This is a genomic window from Amycolatopsis sp. lyj-90, from assembly GCF_046549035.1.
GTDB lineage: Bacteria > Actinomycetota > Actinomycetes > Mycobacteriales > Pseudonocardiaceae > Amycolatopsis.
On the sequence record NZ_JAJPWP010000003.1, the window covers coordinates 719201 to 736857 of the forward strand.

At 68.5% G+C, this 17657-nt stretch carries 16 protein-coding genes; 11 read left to right on the top strand and 5 right to left on the bottom strand.

Annotated features, from left to right (window positions below; genetic code table 11):
* Positions 1–64 precede the first annotated feature (64 nt).
* Complete coding sequence (gene ahcY, locus ACLJPX_RS14940; protein ID WP_410600589.1) at positions 65–1537, top strand: adenosylhomocysteinase; 1473 nt, start codon at positions 65–67, stop codon at positions 1535–1537.
* A 90-nt stretch (positions 1538–1627) separates the two neighbouring features.
* On the opposite strand, the gene ACLJPX_RS14945 is transcribed toward ahcY, so the two are convergent.
* Positions 1628–2623, bottom strand: coding sequence for a hypothetical protein (locus tag ACLJPX_RS14945; protein WP_101610448.1), 996 nt, complete (start codon positions 2621–2623; stop codon positions 1628–1630).
* A 250-nt stretch (positions 2624–2873) separates the two neighbouring features.
* Between ACLJPX_RS14945 and ACLJPX_RS14950 the strand changes: the two genes are divergently transcribed.
* The 3 genes from ACLJPX_RS14950 (at position 2874) to ACLJPX_RS14960 (ending at position 4990) form a co-directional block, all read left to right on the top strand.
* Positions 2874–3443, top strand: coding sequence for a papain-like cysteine protease family protein (locus ACLJPX_RS14950; protein ID WP_410600755.1), 570 nt, complete (start codon positions 2874–2876; stop codon positions 3441–3443).
* Positions 3440–4216: a hypothetical protein gene (locus tag ACLJPX_RS14955; protein WP_410600590.1), complete on the top strand. Its 777-nt coding sequence runs from the start codon at positions 3440–3442 to the stop codon at positions 4214–4216. Before ACLJPX_RS14950 ends, ACLJPX_RS14955 begins: the two co-directional genes overlap by 4 nt.
* Positions 4217–4357: 141 nt before the next feature.
* Positions 4358–4990, top strand: a complete 633-nt coding sequence (locus tag ACLJPX_RS14960; protein WP_410600756.1) for a dTMP kinase — start codon at positions 4358–4360, stop codon at positions 4988–4990.
* 241 nt (positions 4991–5231) lie between these two features.
* Here ACLJPX_RS14960 and ACLJPX_RS14965 read toward each other — a convergent pair whose 3' ends face one another.
* Both ACLJPX_RS14965 and ACLJPX_RS14970 read right to left on the bottom strand, forming a co-directional pair.
* On the bottom strand, positions 5232–6017 hold the full coding sequence (locus tag ACLJPX_RS14965; RefSeq protein WP_410600591.1) for an IclR family transcriptional regulator: 786 nt from the start codon (positions 6015–6017) through the stop codon (positions 5232–5234).
* A 74-nt stretch (positions 6018–6091) separates the two neighbouring features.
* Complete coding sequence (locus tag ACLJPX_RS14970; protein ID WP_410600592.1) at positions 6092–6217, bottom strand: hypothetical protein; 126 nt, start codon at positions 6215–6217, stop codon at positions 6092–6094.
* 245 nt (positions 6218–6462) lie between these two features.
* Between ACLJPX_RS14970 and mtrA the strand changes: the two genes are divergently transcribed.
* From mtrA to secA, 6 genes are all read left to right on the top strand, one after another.
* A complete protein-coding gene (gene mtrA, locus ACLJPX_RS14975) occupies positions 6463–7140 on the top strand; it encodes an MtrAB system response regulator MtrA (protein ID WP_005150760.1) in 678 nt (225 codons plus the stop codon).
* Between the two features lie 43 nt (positions 7141–7183).
* Complete coding sequence (gene mtrB, locus ACLJPX_RS14980) at positions 7184–8812, top strand: MtrAB system histidine kinase MtrB (RefSeq protein ID WP_410600757.1); 1629 nt, start codon at positions 7184–7186, stop codon at positions 8810–8812.
* Positions 8809–10536, top strand: coding sequence for an LpqB family beta-propeller domain-containing protein (locus tag ACLJPX_RS14985; protein WP_410600593.1), 1728 nt, complete (start codon positions 8809–8811; stop codon positions 10534–10536). Before mtrB ends, ACLJPX_RS14985 begins: the two co-directional genes overlap by 4 nt.
* A 285-nt stretch (positions 10537–10821) precedes the next feature.
* Entirely contained in the window at positions 10822–11460 is a 639-nt protein-coding gene (locus ACLJPX_RS14990) for a ComF family protein (RefSeq protein ID WP_410600594.1), read from the top strand.
* A gap of 543 nt (positions 11461–12003) precedes the next feature.
* Positions 12004–12696, top strand: coding sequence for a ribosome hibernation-promoting factor, HPF/YfiA family (gene hpf, locus ACLJPX_RS14995; protein WP_101610435.1), 693 nt, complete (start codon positions 12004–12006; stop codon positions 12694–12696).
* A 251-nt stretch (positions 12697–12947) separates the two neighbouring features.
* The gene (gene secA, locus ACLJPX_RS15000) at positions 12948–15779 is read left to right on the top strand and encodes a preprotein translocase subunit SecA (RefSeq protein ID WP_410600595.1); all 2832 of its coding nucleotides are present in this window, start codon (positions 12948–12950) and stop codon (positions 15777–15779) included.
* 59 nt (positions 15780–15838) lie between these two features.
* Here secA and ACLJPX_RS15005 read toward each other — a convergent pair whose 3' ends face one another.
* Entirely contained in the window at positions 15839–16354 is a 516-nt protein-coding gene (locus ACLJPX_RS15005) for an Rv3235 family protein (RefSeq protein ID WP_101610432.1), read from the bottom strand.
* 112 nt (positions 16355–16466) lie between these two features.
* Here ACLJPX_RS15005 and ACLJPX_RS15010 point away from each other — a divergent pair, with 112 nt between their 5' ends.
* Positions 16467–16871 (top strand): HAD family hydrolase, encoded by a 405-nt coding sequence (locus tag ACLJPX_RS15010; protein WP_410600596.1) that lies wholly within the window; start codon positions 16467–16469, stop codon positions 16869–16871.
* Here the strand turns inward: ACLJPX_RS15010 and ACLJPX_RS15015 are convergent.
* The gene (locus ACLJPX_RS15015; protein WP_410600597.1) at positions 16846–17625 is read right to left on the bottom strand and encodes a TrmH family RNA methyltransferase; all 780 of its coding nucleotides are present in this window, start codon (positions 17623–17625) and stop codon (positions 16846–16848) included. The genes ACLJPX_RS15010 and ACLJPX_RS15015 overlap by 26 nt on opposite strands.
* Positions 17626–17657 lie beyond the last annotated feature (32 nt).

Below are 17657 nucleotides of genomic sequence, written 5' to 3' on the forward strand. Positions count from 1 at the left end.
CAGTGGGCTTTGAGCCGACAACGGTACTGTTCTGTTGTCATCCAACCTTGGAGGAAGCGCGCATATGACCCCCGAAAGCGTTGCCAAGCGGCACGACACCCGCAACGGCATCGAGTTCGCCGTCGCCGATCTCGAGGCCGCCGAGTTCGGCCGCAAGGAGATCCGCCTCGCCGAGCACGAGATGCCGGGCCTGATGGCGCTGCGCCGCGAGTACGCCGAGGTGTATCCCCTGCGGGGAGCCCGGGTTTCGGGCTCGCTGCACATGACGGTACAGACCGCGGTCCTGATCGAAACCCTCGTCGCACTGGGTGCCGAGGTGCGCTGGGCCTCCTGCAACATCTTTTCCACGCAGGATCACGCCGCCGCGGCGATCGTCGTCGGCCCGCACGGCACCGCCGAGGAGCCCAAGGGCGTCCCGGTGTTCGCCTGGAAGGGCGAGTCGCTGGAGGAGTACTGGTGGTGCACCGAGCGGATGCTCACCTGGGACGGTGAGGGTCCCAACATGATCCTCGACGACGGCGGCGACGCCACCATGCTGGTGCACAAGGGAACCGAGTTCGAGAAGGCGGGCATCGTCCCCTCGCCGGACGAGAACACCTCGGACGAGTTCCGCGTGTTCCTCCAGCTGCTGAGCGCCTCCGTCGCGGCCGACACCGGCAAATGGACCAAGATCGGCGAAGGCATCCGCGGTGTCACCGAGGAGACCACGACCGGCGTGCTGCGGCTCTACCAGCTCGCCGCCGCCGGTGAGCTGCTGTTCCCGGCGATCAACGTGAACGACGCCGTCACCAAGTCGAAGTTCGACAACCGCTACGGCATCCGGCACTCGCTGATCGACGGCATCAACCGCGGCACCGACGTCCTCATCGGCGGCAAGGTCGCGGTCGTCTGCGGTTACGGCGACGTCGGCAAGGGCGCCGCGGAATCGCTGCGCGGCCAGGGCGCGCGGGTGATCGTCACCGAGATCGACCCGATTTGCGCGCTGCAGGCGGCGATGGACGGCTACCAGGTCAAGAAGCTGGAGAACGTCCTCGGCGAGGCCGACCTCATCATCACGACCACCGGCAACAAGGACGTCGTGCTCATCGAGCACATGGCCCGGATGAAGCACCAGGCGATCCTCGGCAACATCGGCCACTTCGACAACGAGCTCGACATGGCGGGCCTGCAGCGCTACCCGGGCATCCGGCGCATCAACATCAAGCCGCAGGTCGACGAGTGGGTGTTCCCCGACGGCAAGAGCATCATCGTGCTGTCCGAGGGCCGTCTGCTGAACCTGGGCAACGCGACCGGGCACCCGTCGTTCGTGATGTCGAACAGCTTCTCCAACCAGGTGATCGCGCAGATCGAGCTGTTCACCAAGCACGAGGAGTACGACAAGGAGGTCTTCCGCCTCCCGAAGAAGCTCGACGAGAAGGTCGCGAAGATCCACCTCGACGCTCTCGGCGGAGAGCTCACGAAGCTGACCAAGGACCAGGCCGAGTACATCGACGTGGACGTCGAAGGTCCCTTCAAGACGGATCACTACCGGTACTGACGGTCCTACCGGTCCCGACGGTCCTGAGAGACGCTATGAAAGGCCCGTTACTTGCAAATTTTGCAAGTAACGGGCCTTTCATAGCGCGCGCTAGCGCCACTCGACCTCGATGCCGGCCAGCCCCGGCCCGGCGTCGCTGAAGAACCCGCTGGTCACCCCGCCCATGTCGAGCGGCAGTTCCTCCGACTCGACGGGGACGGCGTCGTCGCGGGTCCGGAACTGCCGCGTGCAGCGGGCGGGCAGCGCGCCGAGCGCGAACTTCAGCTGCACCAGATAGCTCGCGCACTGATCCCGCAGCATCCGGAAGTACCCGGGCGACGCGGTGCCGGAGTCGTCGCGGACCTCGAAGCAGAACACGTGGATCTCGCCCTCGGCGAGCTTCCGGTCGAAGAGCAGTTCGGTCGCCATCGTCTCGGCCTCGGCGTTGCGCCGGATCCGGCCGACGCGGCAGCCCTCGGCGGTGATCAGGTCGACGTCGCCGATGTGGCAGCCGGGGTCGCCGTTGTAGACGGTGACGTACCGGTCCGGGCCGTGACGCCGCGCGCGGCACACCAGCCGGGTGTGCAGGGCGATCTGCCGGTGCGCGGCGTCGAAGGTGATCGTGTCGTGCACCGAGAGCATCTCGAGGTCGGCGTTGTACCGATTGGACGACGGGTACGCGCCCAGCTCCGCCAGCAGCTGATCGACGATCGAACCCATGTCGCCGGACCGGATGTCGTGGAACGACGCGGCCATCTGGTGTCCGCGCGCCCGCGCCGTCCGCGGGCCGATCAGCACGACGAGCGCGTCCGCTGGCAGTTGCAGCACCGATTCCAGCGCGCGGACCGCCGGCAGCGCCTTGGGTACCTCCGGCTGGCGCAATCCGCGCTGCCAGTAGCTCAGGGTCGACTGTCCGATTTGGACGCCGCGGAGTCCGAGATGGGCGCGGAGGCGGGCGAGCGAGAGGCCGCGATAGGCGATCGCCTGCCGCAGCGCGTGGTGGAATTCGCCGCTGCGCAAGGCCTCGACGAGCTCCTTGGGCAGGGTTTCGAGCGGTTGTCGACGCGTGCCGTCGATGATCGTCGGGGTGTCCCCGTCTCGTGTCACCGCTCGTCCCTTCACCAGACCAGTGTGTGCGCTGAGCGTGAACACCGCGGAACGTTCACGTTAGCAGCGCACTGTGAACACTACGTCCCCCGTTCGGGGTGGTTGACCCCGGAAGAGTGACCGTTCCGGGGTGTGGAAACGCCCCGGAACGGTCCGTTCCGCCGAGTGCCCATCTTGCTCTGTGTGAGCCTGCTGTTCACCGTTGTGACCACATTGGTTCGCCATGGTGACCAGGAGGCCCGTTGTGCCTGTGTTCTCGAGGAGGGTTTGCGCCGCGGGCGCCGCGAGTCTCGTGGCGTGGCTCGCGGTCCAGTCCCCGGCGAGCGCGCTGCCCCAGCCGCCTGCCCACCGGAACCCCATCGCCATGCAGGTGCAGCAGAAGTCCCAGTGGTGCTGGGTGGCTTCCGGCAACACCATCGCGGCACACCACGGTGTGACCGTCGCCCAGAACGAATTCTGCCGGATCGCCCACGACGAGCGCCGCCCGGAGTGCGCCGACCGTCCCGGAACACTGGGCGACGTCCGGCGCGCCTTCGGCAAGCTGGGCTTCTCGGCCCCGGGGAACTACCTCAAGAGCCGCATCTCCTACGCCGACGTCCTGGCGCAGACCGGTGCGGACCGGCCGGTGCAGACGCGGGTCGGCTGGGCTTCGGGCGGTGGCCACATGCACGTGCTCTACGGCGCCGACGCCGGCCGGAAGTGGGTCTCGTGGGGGGATCCACTGCCCACCGGTAACCGCTACAACTGGTCGACCTACGACTTCTACGCCGGCAACAAGTCCTTCACCTGGACGCACACTCTCACCGGGATCCGGCGATGAGCGCGCGACGGTTCCTCGGGCTCGCCGGGCTGGTCGCGGTCACGCTGCTGATCTCGGCCCCCGGAGCGCGCGCGGACCAACTGTCGAGTGAAGATCTCGCGGCCGCGAAGGCGGCGGCCGACGACCCCACTCTGCGTGCCGAAATCGGCCGCTTCTTCACACAGACGGGTGGTTCGGGCCGTACGCCGTCGGTCAGTGCTGTCCACGTCGCCGACAAAACCTTCCCGGTTTACGAGCTTTCGAGGGATTTCGTCGCCGGTGACGGCGCGGTCGCCGGGCAGCTCGCCTACGTCGCCGTCCCGGTGACGGCGTCCGACGGGCAGACCGCGACAGTCTGGTCGGTCCGCGGCGACGACGGCGCCTGGCGCGTCGGCAACATCGCCTCGGGCGACCGGGAAAGCGCACTGGCCCGGCGGTTGCCCGAAGGCGCGACGCTGCTCCACGAACCCCAGGTCGACGCCTGGTACGCGTTGCGCGACGGCCGGGTGACGCTGCTCGACTCGGGCGCCAGCGGTTACTCGGCCGGTGCTTCGGCGACCCTCGCGGAGTACCAGAAGACGGTCTCCGGCCGGTACGGCGCGATGCTCGCGAACTCGCCGTACGCCCAAGAAGGCAAGGCCGGCGGCTACAACGCCCAAGTGATGCCCCGCGGCGACGGCGGCCCCGCGCCCGACGCGCAGGACACCGGCTTCGTCCCGCTGCTGATCTTCGGCGGCCTGCTCCTCATCGGTGTCGCCGGCTTCTTCCTGCACTCGAAGAGGCGCATCCCCTAGCGGACCGGTGGGCCGGACGTGTGCTGACCCCGTCTGGCCCGCCGGTCGACCACGGCGCCCTCATCCATCCATGCCCCCGCCGCCGCCCTCCACCGAACCGCTTCGCGGTGCTGGTCATATTCTGTGCGTGTGGGACGACTCGTGGTGATCGAAGGACTGGACGGCGCGGGCAAGCGCACGCTCGCCGACGCGCTGACCGGCGCGCTGAACGCGGCCGGCGCGAGCGTCACGTCCATCGCGTTTCCGCGCTACGGCGAAAGCGTGCACGCCGACCTGGTGAAGGAAGCGCTGCATCGCGGGCACGGTGACCTCGCCGACTCCGTCTACGGCATGGCGATGCTCTACGCGCTCGACCGGCGCGGCGCGGGCGACGAGATCCGCGACCGGCTCGGCGATCACGACGTCGTGCTGCTCGACAGGTACGTCGCGTCGAACGCCGCGTACGGCGCCGCCCGGCTCCACCAGGGCGCGGACGGCGAGTTCGTGCGGTGGCTCCGTGAACTGGAGATCGACCGTTTCGGCCTCCCGGTGCCCGTCGCGCATCTGCTGCTGCGGGTCACCGCCGACGTCGCCGCCGACCGCGCGCAGCGCCGCGCGGAGAGCGACGCCGACCGCGCGCGGGATTCCTTCGAAACCGACGACGCGCTCCAGAAGCGATGCTCGGTGGTCTACGACGAACTCGCCGCGACAGGCTGGCTCGCGCCTTGGCACGTTCTCGACGGTGTCGCCGGTGTGGACACCCCCGCGCTGGCCACCAGCCTGCTCCGCGATTAGTCCTCTAGTTGCTTGTCTAGCCGGTAGCGGAACTCGCCGATGAGGTAGGCCTCCCCAGCGTGTCGCATGGTTCGCGGCCGAGGTCGGCACCGGCCCCGGCCCAGTTCGCCCACATAGGACAGTCGCGTCTTGAAGCAGGCCATCGTTTTGTGCGAGAAGTCCGTTGTGGACAGTGGTTGCGGCACAACCCTTCTCGACTCGTGTGGGTCTACTCCCGGACGCTATGAGAGGGCCGGTCACCTCACTCGGCGAAGTACCCCAGCTGTGCCGAAAGATCCGCCGAAGCCTCCGTCAGCGGCCGCACGATCTGCCGCACCCGCTGCTTCGAGAGCCGGTACGACGGGCCGGAAGCGCTCATCGCCGCGACGACGTCGCCACCGGGACCGAGCACCGGCACCGCGACCGCGTGCATCCCCAGCTCCAGTTCCTCGAAACAGGCCGCGTACCCGTCCTCGGCGACCCGCTCCAGTTCCGCGGTCAGCTCGTCGGGATCGACCGTGGTCCGCGGCGTGAACCGTTCGAGTTTCCGCCGGAGCAAACGTTTGCGCTCGACGTCTCCCAGATACGCGAGCAGCACCTTCCCACTGGAGGTCGCGTGCAGGGGAGTGCGCTGGCCGGTCCAGTTCTGCGCGCTGATCGCGGCCGACCCACGGGCCTGGCTGATGTTGATCGCGACGCCGTCGTCGGCGATCGCGATGTTGACCGTCTCGCCGAGCGTCTCCGCCAGGCCCTGGCAGGTCTGCCTGCCCAGTTTCGCCAGGTCCATCCGGCCGGTGGCCGCGCCCGCCAGCCGGACGACGCCGAAGCCGATCGCGTATTTGCCGCGTTCACCGAGTTGCTCGACGAGGCCGCGGTTCTCCAGGACGCTCAGCAGGCGGGAGGCCGTCGACTTGTGCACACCGAGTTCACCCGCGATCTCGGTGATTCCGGTTTCCCCGTTGCGCGCCAGCAGTTCCAGCACGCTGATCGCGCGATCGACGGACTGCACCTGACTGGGTGTTGCGTTCCCCGCGTCCTGGTTCCGCATGACGCAACAGTAGTCGTTTCGCCCGGATCCGCTCGGCTGAGCGGACGAATCCCTTGACGCACACGTATCCGCCGTCACCGGCCGCCGTCGTCGAAGGATTTCTTGCGGGGCAAGAGGTCGCGTCCGCCTGACCGGCTCCGGACCGCCGTCGACGACAGTCCGTCGTCGCGAATCCGCTCGCCGGCGAGATCGTCACGCATTTCGCACGACACGTTACTTTTGGTCCGATCGGTACGGACGGGGGTTTTGGTTCGCCGGAGTGGCCAAGGAAGACGTGCGGATCGCCGAAGGAGACGTCCCGTGCCCGTTCACCAAGCTCCGGCGGGCCCTCTAGGGGCAGAAGACCCTACTCGGATGGAGCAATTTGCCCGATTCGATGATCTTTCTGGTGGTCACATCGCCGGGTCGCGCGCTCGCGCGGGGAAACTAGTGCGAACATAGGTTTATGAAGGCACGCGTTCTGGTCGTCGACGATGACCCTGCTCTCGCGGAGATGCTCACCATCGTGCTGCGTGGGGAGGGGTTCGACACAGCCGTCGTGGCCGACGGCTCACGGGCGCTGCCCGCGCTTCGTGAGCTGAAACCGGACTTGGTCCTCCTCGACCTCATGCTGCCCGGGATGAACGGCATCGACGTCTGCAAGGCGATCCGGGCCGAGTCCGGTGTGCCGATCGTCATGCTCACCGCCAAGAGCGACACCGTGGACATCGTCCTCGGGCTCGAGTCGGGCGCCGACGACTACGTGGTCAAGCCCTTCAAGCCGAAGGAGCTCGTGGCCCGCGTCCGCGCCCGGATGCGCCGCACCGAGGCCGAGCCCGCCGAGTCGCTGACGATCGGCGACCTCGCGATCGACGTCCCCGGCCACGAGGTGACGCGGGAGGGCAAGGCCATCCCGCTGACCCCGCTCGAGTTCGACCTCCTGGTCGCGCTGGCCAGGAAGCCCCGTCAGGTGTTCACCCGCGAGGTGCTCCTGGAGCAGGTGTGGGGTTACCGCCACGCCGCCGACACCCGCCTGGTGAACGTGCACGTCCAGCGTCTGCGCTCGAAGGTCGAGAAGGACCCGGAACACCCCGAGGTGGTGTTGACCGTTCGCGGCGTCGGGTACAAGGCCGGCCCGCCGTGATGACCCCATGAGCGGACGCTTGCCGAGGCTTGCCCAAACCACGATGCGCCACCTCCGGCGCATCGTGGTTTTCGTGCGCCGCAAAGTCGTCCTGTTCAACGAGCTGTGGCGGCATTCGCTGCAGTTCCGGGTCACGGTGTCCACGCTGGCGCTCTCGTCGGCCGTGGTGTTCGTGCTGGGCATGGTGCTGCAGAACCAGATCACCGACAGGCTGCTCGAGACCAAGCAGAACGCGGCGATCGCGCAGACCAGGGCGGTCGTCGAGACCGCGGCCAGCGAGCTGGTCGGCGTCGGTACCGAGTCGTCCGAAGCGATGACGGCGCGGCTGAAGAACGCGCTGAAGAAGATCTCCAGCACGACGACGTCGCAGGACGGCGCCGGATCGGCCGCAGGCACCTTCGAACCGGTGCTGGTCGCGGGCGGCCGCGATCAGTCGAGCACGCCGGCGGCGGCGGGTCCCTACGACCGGGTACCCGTCCGGCTGCGCCAGTTCGTGGAGACCGAGCAGGTCAGCTACCTGATGCACACGGTCACCGAACCGGACGGCGGCAAGACGACGTATCTGATCGTCGGCGCCCCGGTGACCACGATGATCAACCCGCTCCAGCTCTACCTGCTGTACCCGCTCACCAGCGAGCAGAACACCGTCTCGACCGTGCAGAACACGCTGCTCGTCGGCGGTCTCGTCCTGCTGCTCCTGCTGGCCGGGATCACGAACCTGGTCACCAGGCAGGTGGTCCGGCCGGTCCGGCAGGCCGCCGCGGCGGCCGAAGGATTCGCTGGCGGTGACCTCGATCAACGGCTCGCCGTGCTCGGCGAGGACGATCTGGCCAAACTCGCCGTGTCCTACAACGAGATGGCCGCGAGCATCCAGCGGCAGATCCGCCAGCTGGAGGATTTCGGCGGGCTGCAGCGCCGGTTCACCTCCGACGTCTCGCACGAACTGCGCACCCCGCTGACCACCGTCCGGATGGCCGCCGACGTGCTGCACGCGTCGCGCGAGCAGTTCCCGGCCGGGCTCGCCCGCTCCACCGAACTGCTCGTCGACGAACTCGACCGCTTCGAGGCACTGCTCGGCGACCTGCTGGAGATCAGCAGGCTCGACGCGGGTGTCGAGGAGCTCTCGGCCGAACTGATCGACGTCCGGCCGATCGCGACCAGGGCCGTCGAACAGGTCAGGGTGATCGCGGGCAACGCGGGCAGTTCGGTCGAGCTGATCCTGCGCAACCTGCTGGCCAACGCGGTCGACCACAGCGAAGGGAACCCGGTGGTGCTGACACTGGCGGTCAACGAGACCGCGGTCGCCATCACCGTGCGCGACCGCGGCGTCGGGCTCCGGCCCGGCGAAGCGGAACTGGTGTTCAACCGGTTCTGGCGGGCCGACCCGTCCCGTAACCGCCGCACCGGCGGCACCGGCCTCGGCCTGGCGATCAGCCAGGAAGACGCCCGGCTGCACGGCGGCGTGCTCGACGCGTGGGGCGAGACCGGTCACGGCGCCTGTTTCCGGCTCGTGCTGCCGCGCCAGCAGGACACGCCGATGGGGGAGAGTCCGCTGGTCCTGCCGCCGCCCGATCACAAACCGACCGATCCGCACGGTTCGTCGTCCGGACTGCTCGAAGTCCGCCCGGCGCCCGACGCGATCCTCGCCGAACCCGAGGAGGTCGGCCGATGAAGCGGCTGCTGACCCTGCTCGCGGTGTTCCTGCTGGTCGCCGGCTGCGCGAACATCCCGCTCGAATCCCAGCCCGTCGTCGTCCCCGGGGACAAACCAGGACAGGCGCCGGTGGACGTCCCCGAGCCCGCGGCCGGGATCGACTCGCTGACCGTCACCCGCCAGTTCATCCGCAACTCCGCGACGCCGGGCACGGCGAACGCCGACGCGCGGGTCTACCTGGACGACGAGGCCCGGCGGAACTGGAAGCCGTCGCCGGGGTTGACGATCATCGACAACACCTTCGGCACCGTTTACGACACCTCGTCGCCGACGGCGAACCCGGACGAGCAGGTGGTGAACGTCCGCGGGTTCAAACTCGGCAACCTGAGCCCCGACAGCGCGTTCATCCCGCTCAAGACCGAGTACTCGCAGCAGTTCAAGCTACGGAAGCAGCAGAACGGCCAGTGGCGGATCGTGGACCCGCCACAGGAGCTCGCCGTCACCGACAAGGATTTCGCGACCAACTACTTCCGGGTGCCGATCAGCTTCTACTCGGCCGACTCCGGCACCTTCGTCCCCGATCTCCGGTACGTCGCGGCGAAACCGCAGGCCGGGCTGCCGGGCCGGGTGATGGACCTGGTGCTGCAGGGCCCGTCGGAAGGGTTGAAGGGCGCTGTCCAGGACCTGCTCGGTGACCAGGTCGCCACCGAGACCAACGTGCGCAGCACGGACGACGGGACCCTGGACATCAACCTGACCGGGGTCGGCGGGGCCAGCCTCGCGGACCGGAACCTGATCGCCGCGCAGATCGTGCTCTCCCTGCAAACGGTGACGCTGAGCCGGATCCGGCTGCTCGCCGACGGCAGCGCGCTGGTGCCGGGCAACGAATACTGGCGGGCCAGCGAACTGCTGCCCTACAACACGGAGATCGCCCCCAACTCGGAGCTGAAGGGGCTGATGACCGTGAACGGGCGGGTCCGGTCGCTCGGCGACGGGGCACCGGTCGGCGGCCCGGCGGGCAACGGTGGGTACAAGGTCGTCAGCGCCGCGCAATCCGTCGACGGGAAACGGCTCGCGGTGGTCGAAGAGCGCGACGGCAGGCAGTGGCTCCGGGTCGGCGAACTGGACCGGGACCTCGCTTCGGTGGATCTGTTCGGCGGCAGCCTGAGCCGCCCCACCTGGCGGCCGGTCGCGCGGGGCGGCGGGGCTTCCGGCGAGGTCTGGACGGTCGTCGACCACAACACCGTCGCCAGGGTCACCCTGGCCGCGGACGGCCGCTGGGTGAAGGCCGGTGTAGACGCGACCCAGCTCACCGGGCTCGGCCAGATCACCGAACTGCGCCTCTCGCGTGACGGATCCCGGCTGGCCGCCGTGGTCAACGGGCAGCTGGTGGTCGCGTCGATCGTGCGGACGGCGGACTCGGTGGCGCTGCGCTCGCCGCGGAAGCTGCAGGAACGCGACCTCAAGGACGTCGTCGACGTCGACTGGGCGACCCAGGACCACCTGATCGCCGCGACGTCGTCGAGCACGCTGCCGGTGGTCAAGGTGCCGCTGGACGGGCAGCGGATGGACGCCTTCAACAGCTCGAACCTGACACCGCCGGTCCACGGCGTCACCGCGGCGCCGAGCAGGCAGAACCTGGTCGCGGACGCGGGCGGGCTGTGGGTCGCGTCCGAACTGGGCGAGGTCTGGCGGCCGCAGGCGCACACGGTGACCGACGCGGATCCGTTCTACCCGGGCTGAGTCTCCTGGTCAGGCCTCGTGAGTGGTAAGGACGGTTCTAACCGTCCTTACCACTCACGAGACCCGCCACGGGCCGGCACCTTTGGTCGTACTCCGCTCGCCCTTGCCCTCTCCGGAGGGGGAGCAAGGGACCTTTAGTATCGCTAGCTTTCCTAGCGACGCTAATCGACCTTCTCCTCGATTGCCCTCATGACAGGTCCCCTTAGGACGGAAAGCGTCCAAAGGGGACCTCTCGCGACACATCGGCCCCCGGAACTGTCGGTCCCCGCCGTCACCCTCGACGCCATGTCCAAACTCCTGGATCTCCTCATCCCCGCCCGCTGCGCGTCCTGCGGTGCACCCGGCGCCCCTTGCTGCGCGACCTGTCAGACCGCTTGGGGTTCGCTCAGCGAGATCACCCGCGCCCCGACGGCCGGTCTCGTGCCCGTCTACGCCTTGGCCCGCTACGCCGACGAGGCCCGCCGCCTGATCCTCGCCTACAAGGAACGCGGCCGCCGCGACCTCGCCCCGTCCTTGGGCCGGGCCCTCGCCGAAGCCCTGGTCCACTTGCCCGGGCCGGAGCCGGAACGCTGCCTCGTCCCGGTCCCGTCGAGACGGCACGCCTCGCGGGTCCGAGGCGGCCCGCACGTCCGGCGCATGGCCGAAGAATGCGTAAAAGTGCTGTCAAGTAAAGGAAAACCGGCGACGGTCGCCCCGGTGCTCGAGCTCCGGGCCGGGGTCCGCGACGCCGCGCGGCTCACTCGTGCCGAGCGGGCGGTGAACCTCGACGGCCGCATCCGTCTCGTTGAGGGCGTTCACCCGCACGAGGTCATTCTTCTCGACGACGTGATCACAACCGGAGCGACGGCCGCCGCTTGTACGCGCCTATTGGACATAAGCGGAATTCACGTTTCCGCGGTGGTCGCACTGGCCGCCGCCGGGTGATCACGGGGTCACCTACAAGAGTGATGAATGATCGGGAACGGGAATGGGTACAAGGACGTTGACGGGATATGAGGCAGCTTCCGGGGAACACTCCAACGGCTCGCCACTCCACCGGGGTGGCGGCGGATTCCCTTGGTGGCGTCACCCTCGGCTTTTTCCTGTCCGAAGGCTTGCGCCGTCCGCGTGAAAACAAATCACCGGGACGACGCCCGACAGGCCGGATTGTCCCGCTGGGCACGGTGCCGTCGTCGCGTGCGGTGACGGGGTCTCACGTCCTGATATCCCCCGGCTCGGGGGCTGTTGCTCGGGGCGTGTTGCAGCTAACGTGCAGCGCTATCAGCAATCCCGGCAGGCAGGGAGGTGACCAGCCCATGTCCCTGGCGCCGGAGCCGCGCTGAGTCCGCGCTCGGACATCCGACACGAGACGTCGTGGCCGCATGCCGAGTTCTCTCATCGCCCGCGATCCGGGCTTCGTCCCCGCTTTACCGGCGCCCTAGTGAACACATCTACAGCTCGCAGTCATTTCAGCGAGGGAGGTCGTGTATGGACATCGTCGTTAAGGGCCGCAACGTGGAGGTGCCCGACCACTATCGGGCACTCGTCAGCGAAAAGCTGGCCCGGCTAGAGCGCTACGACAAGAAGGTCATCCGTTACGACGTGGAGCTCTTCCATGAGCCCAATCGCCGGCAGTCGAAGAACTGCCAGCGCGTCGAAATCACCGGGAAGGGCAGGGGCCCCGCCGTACGCGCCGAAGCGTGTGCGGGCGACTTCTACGCAGCGCTGGATTCCGCACTGAACAAGCTCGAGAACCGGTTGCGGAAGACACACGACCGCCGGCGCGTGCACTACGGCCGCAGCCGCCCGGAATCCGTCGCCGAGGCGACTTCGATGGCGGCCGCCGGTGGCATGACCACCGACACCCGACATCTCGCGGGTACCGCTGTACTCGAAGCGCCCGAGGCCGAACCCATGGCCAACGGTTTCGCTGTCGAGAGCGGTGACGACTTCGAGATGCCCCAGCAGCAGCGCTGGGACGACGGGGTGACCGAACACCAGCCCGGTCGCGTCGTCCGCGAGAAGAAGCATGACGCGGTTCCCATGACGGTCGATCAGGCTCTCTACGAGATGGAACTGGTCGGTCACGACTTCTACCTGTTCAACGACTCCGACGCCGGGTGCCCGAGCGTCGTCTACCGGAGGCGAGGCTTCGACTACGGCGTCATCCGGCTGAGTTAGCCGGCCCTCCGACACCCATAAACGCCTACGACGGCGGCCCGCACGCGTTCGGCGTGCGGGCCGTCTTCGGTGTCCGGATCCGGCGGGACCCACCCCGGTCTCGTCAGGTACCGACCGACGGTGCGTGCGCGAACACCGAGGTGTTCCCTACGATGGGGGTCGGACGGCGGTGCGAAACCCGGCGCCGCCGCATACGAGACTGCCCGGGATCGGCTCGGGTGCGATCACAATCAGCTAGTGAGGTCGACCGGATGGTGCTGAACCGCCTGCTCCGCGCGGGCGAGGGCAAGATGGTGAAGCGGCTGCGCAACATCGCCGATCACATCAACACTCTCGAAGACGACGTCAAGGAACTTTCGGACACCGCTCTGCGGGCCAAGACCGACGAGTTCCGTAAGCGGAACGCGGACGGCGAGTCCCTCGACGACCTCCTGCCGGAGGCGTTCGCGGTGGCGAGGGAGGCGGCCTGGCGTGTGCTCGGCCAGCGGCCCTACGACGTCCAGGTGATGGGCGGCGCCGCGCTGCACCTCGGCCAGGTCTCCGAAATGAAGACCGGTGAGGGCAAGACCCTGACCCAGGTGCTCCCCGCCTATCTGAACGCGCTGTCCGGCAAGGGCGTGCACGTCATCACGGTGAACGACTACCTCGCCAAACGTGACGCCGAGTGGATGGGCCGCATCCACCGCTTCCTCGGCCTCGAGGTCGGCATCATCCTGGCCGACCAGGCCCCCGAGGTCCGCCGCCAGCAGTACGCCGCCGACATCACGCACGGCACGAACAACGAGTTCGGCTTCGACTACCTCCGCGACAACATGGCGTGGAGCCTCGAGGACTGCGTACAGCGCGGCCACAACTTCGCGATCGTCGACGAGGTGGACTCCATCCTCATCGACGAGGCCCGGACGCCGCTGATCATCTCCGGCCCGGCCGACCAGTCCTCGCGCTGGTACGTCGAGTTCGCGCGGCTGACCCCGCTGATGAAGGTGGACATCCACTACGAAGTGGACATCCGCAAGCGCACCGTCGGTGTCAGCGAGAAGGGCGTCGCGTTCGTCGAGGACCAACTCGGCATCGACAACCTCTACGAGGCCGCGAACACGCCGCTGGTCGGCTACCTGAACAACGCGCTGAAGGTCAAGGAGCTCTACAAGCGCGACAAGGACTACATCGTCCGTGACGGCGAAGTCCTCATCGTCGACGAGTTCACCGGCCGCATCCTGCACGGCCGCCGCTACAACGAGGGCATGCACCAGGCGATCGAGGCCAAGGAAGGCGTCGAGATCAAGGCCGAGAACCAGACGCTCGCCACGATCACGCTGCAGAACTACTTCCGGCTGTACGACAAGCTGGCGGGGATGACCGGTACCGCCGAGACCGAGGCGGCCGAGTTCCACCAGACCTACAAGCTGGGTGTGGTGCCGATCCCGACCAACAAGCCGATGGTCCGCGCCGACCAGGCCGACCTGATCTACAAGACCGAGCAGTCGAAGTTCGAGGCCGTCGCCGAGGACATCGCCGAGCGGCACGAGAAGGGCCAACCGGTGCTGGTCGGCACCACGAGTGTCGAGAAGTCCGAGCACCTGTCGAAGCTGCTGCTCAAGCTGGGTGTCCCGCACGAGGTCCTCAACGCCAAGCACCACGACCGGGAGGCGCTGATCGTCGCCCGCGCGGGGCGCAAGGGCGCGGTCACGGTCGCCACCAACATGGCGGGCCGCGGTACCGACATCGTGCTCGGCGGCAACCCGGACCTGATCGCCGACGAGGTGCTGCGCGAGCGCGGCCTCGACCCGGTGGAGCACTCCGAGGAGTACGAGGCCGCGTGGCCGAAGGTGCTCGAGGAGATCCAGGCGGAGACCAAGTCCGAGGCCGAGGAGGTCCGCGAGGCGGGCGGGCTGTACGTGCTCGGCACCGAGCGGCACGAGTCCCGCCGGATCGACAACCAGCTCCGCGGTCGTTCCGGCCGTCAGGGCGACCCGGGTGAGTCCCGGTTCTACCTGTCGCTAGGTGACGAGCTCATGCGCCGCTTCAACGCGACGATGGTCGAGCGGGTCATGACCACCATGCGGCTGCCGGACGACGTGCCGATCGAGCACAAGATGGTCTCCAAGGCGATCAAGAGCGCGCAGACGCAGGTCGAGCAGCAGAACATGGAGATCCGCAAGAACGTCCTCAAGTACGACGAGGTCATGAACGAGCAGCGCAAGGTGATCTACGCCGAGCGTCTGCGCGTCCTCGAGGGCGAGGATCTTCGCGAGCAGATCGAGCACATGCTGGTCGACGTCATCAACGCGTACGTCACCGAGGAGACCTCCTCGGGCTACTCCGAGGACTGGGACCACGAGAAGCTGTGGACGGCGCTCAAGACGCTGTACCCGGTCAAGGTCACCTGGGACGACCTCACCGAGGATGACGACCTCGACGCCGAGAAGCTGCGCGAGTCGCTGCTCGAAGACGCCCACCGCGCGTACGACGAGCGCGAGGTCGAAATCGACGGCAAGGTCGGCGAAGGCGCGATGCGCAGCCTGGAGCGTCAGGTCATGCTCACCGTGCTCGACCGCAAGTGGCGTGAGCACCTCTACGAGATGGACTATCTCAAGGAGGGCATCGGCATGCGGGCCCTGGCCCAGCGCGACCCGGTCATCGAGTACCAGCGCGAGGGCTACGACATGTTCCGCGCGATGCTGGAGTCGTTGAAGGAGGAGGCCGTCGGCTTCCTGTTCAACCTCCAGGTCGAGCAGGCCGAGCCCGCCGCCCCGTCGCCGGAGTCCGCGTCCGCGCTGCCCGCCGGTGTCGGCTCCGGGAACGGCCAGGCCGCCAACGGCGACGGACGGCATGCCCGTCCGACGCCTCCGCAGGGTCCGGCGACCGACACCGAATCCGTGCCGTCCGCCTTGCGGGGCAAGGGTCTCGGGGGCGGTTCGCAGTCCGGGCTGACCATGTCGGGCCCGTCCGAGGACGGCGGCGTCGAGTCGCATTCGGACAGTGCCGACAGCGACGGCGGTGACCAGAGCGGAACCCGCCGGGAGCGTCGTGCCGCGCAGCGCGCCTCCCAGAAGAAGGGCAAGAAGGGCCCGCGCCGCTAGACAGTGAACGAGAAGGGGGCCTTCGCCGCACGAGACAGACGCGGCGAAGGCCCCCTTCGTCATGCGGCGAGCCGTAGCGCGGAAACGCGTCGCGGGGGCTTCAACAGGTGGAAACGGGTGCACACCCAGCCCGCCGGTGTCCGCTCGAAGCGCGCGGCCAGGGCGAGGAAGCGCTCGTTCTGTTCGACGGTCGCGCAGGCCTCGATGACGCCGTCCGCCGGGTGGCACAGATGGATCGACTTCGGCCGGTAGCCGCCCGGCGGACGGCGGCGGCCGCGGTCGAGCAGCGCGCTGTGGAGCGCCGGGTCGAGGATCGGCCGCACCTGGACCGCCGGACGGCGCCCGTCGCAGGCTTCGAGGATGGTGGTCAGCAGCCTGCCCACCTGGCGCCCGTCCAGCGTGTCGGGTCCCTGCCCCGGCGGCGGCGTTTCCTCGAACCGTTCGCCGGACAGCGGCAGGTCCAGCGTGAGCTGGTTGTCCGGCTGCGGTACCCGGTGCAGCCGCCGCTCCGGACGGCCGTCGGGACGGCAGGGCGGTTCATACGGTTTCAGTCGTCTCAGTACGTACGAAGTCATGTGATCGTCCCCCTCCGCGGCCCCCTCGGCCGCGCCCAGCAACTAAGGGACCGGCGGTGGACCGAGGCGCGACACGAACCGCCCGAGAGGATGAACCGGGCGGTGATCGCTTGTGTACGGTGGGCCGGTGCTGAAAGGGCTGGTCATCGACTACGTCGGAGTGCTCACGGACGCCGGCGCGGACGAGCTGTACGCCTTCCTGCGGGCCGCCAGGGAGCGCGGCATCAAAACGGCCTTGCTCTCGAACGCTCCCGGGGCGTCGGACGAGGCCAAACGGACGCTGGACCCGTTCTTCGACGCGCTCGTCTTCTCCGGCGAGGTCGGCGTGGCCAAACCCGAGCGCGAGGTCTACCTGCTCACCGCGGGGCTGCTCGGCCTGCCCGCCGAAAGGTGCGTGTTCGTCGACGACGCCGCCCACAACGTCCGCGCCGCGGTGGCGGCCGGGATGGCGGGTGTGCACCACACGTCGGTCGAGGAGACGTTGACCGAGCTCAGCGCGCTGTTCCCTGCGCCTTAGCGCGGCGTACCAGTTCGAACGAGAGCACCGCGGCGGCGGCGGAGACGTTGAGTGATTCGACTTCGCCGGGCATCGGGATCGAAACCCACTCCGTCACCAGCTCGCCGACCTCGGCACCGACGCCGTTCGTCTCCCCGCCCAGCACGAACGCCGCGCGCTGCGGCAGTTCGACGTCGAACACCGAGGAACGTGCCGAAGCGCCCAGCGCGTAGATGCCGTACCCGGCTTCGGTGAGCATCTCGGCCGCTTCGCGCGCACTGCCGCACCGCAGCACCGGCGCGCGGAACGCGACCCCGGCCGAGGCCTTGACCACCATCGGGTCGAGGGCGGCGACCCCGCGCCGCGGCACGACGACACCCTCCAGCCCGGCGGCGGTCGCCGTGCGCAGGATCATCCCGACGTTCGCCGGAGTGGTGATCCCGTCGAGCAGCAGCACCCGCGACGGCGGCCTGCCACCGGACAGCGCCGCGTGCAGCGACCGCATGCGCGGCGCGACGACGTCGGCCAGGACACCCTGGTCCTGCTTGCCGTTCCCGGCGAGCACCTTCACGCGGTGCGCGCTCGCCCGCTGCACCGGCACCCCGGCGGCCTTGGCGGCGCGCTCGATCTCGGCGGCGTTCTGGCCTCGCACGGTGTCGGCGAGAATCACCTTGTCCACCTCGAGCGCCGCGTCGTCCAATGCCTCGAGCACCGGTTTCCGGCCGTACACCGTCAGGAACCGGTCCTTCGGCGAGATCACCGAGTCATCACCCACACCGGCGAGTGTCCCACTATGTAAGGATCGGC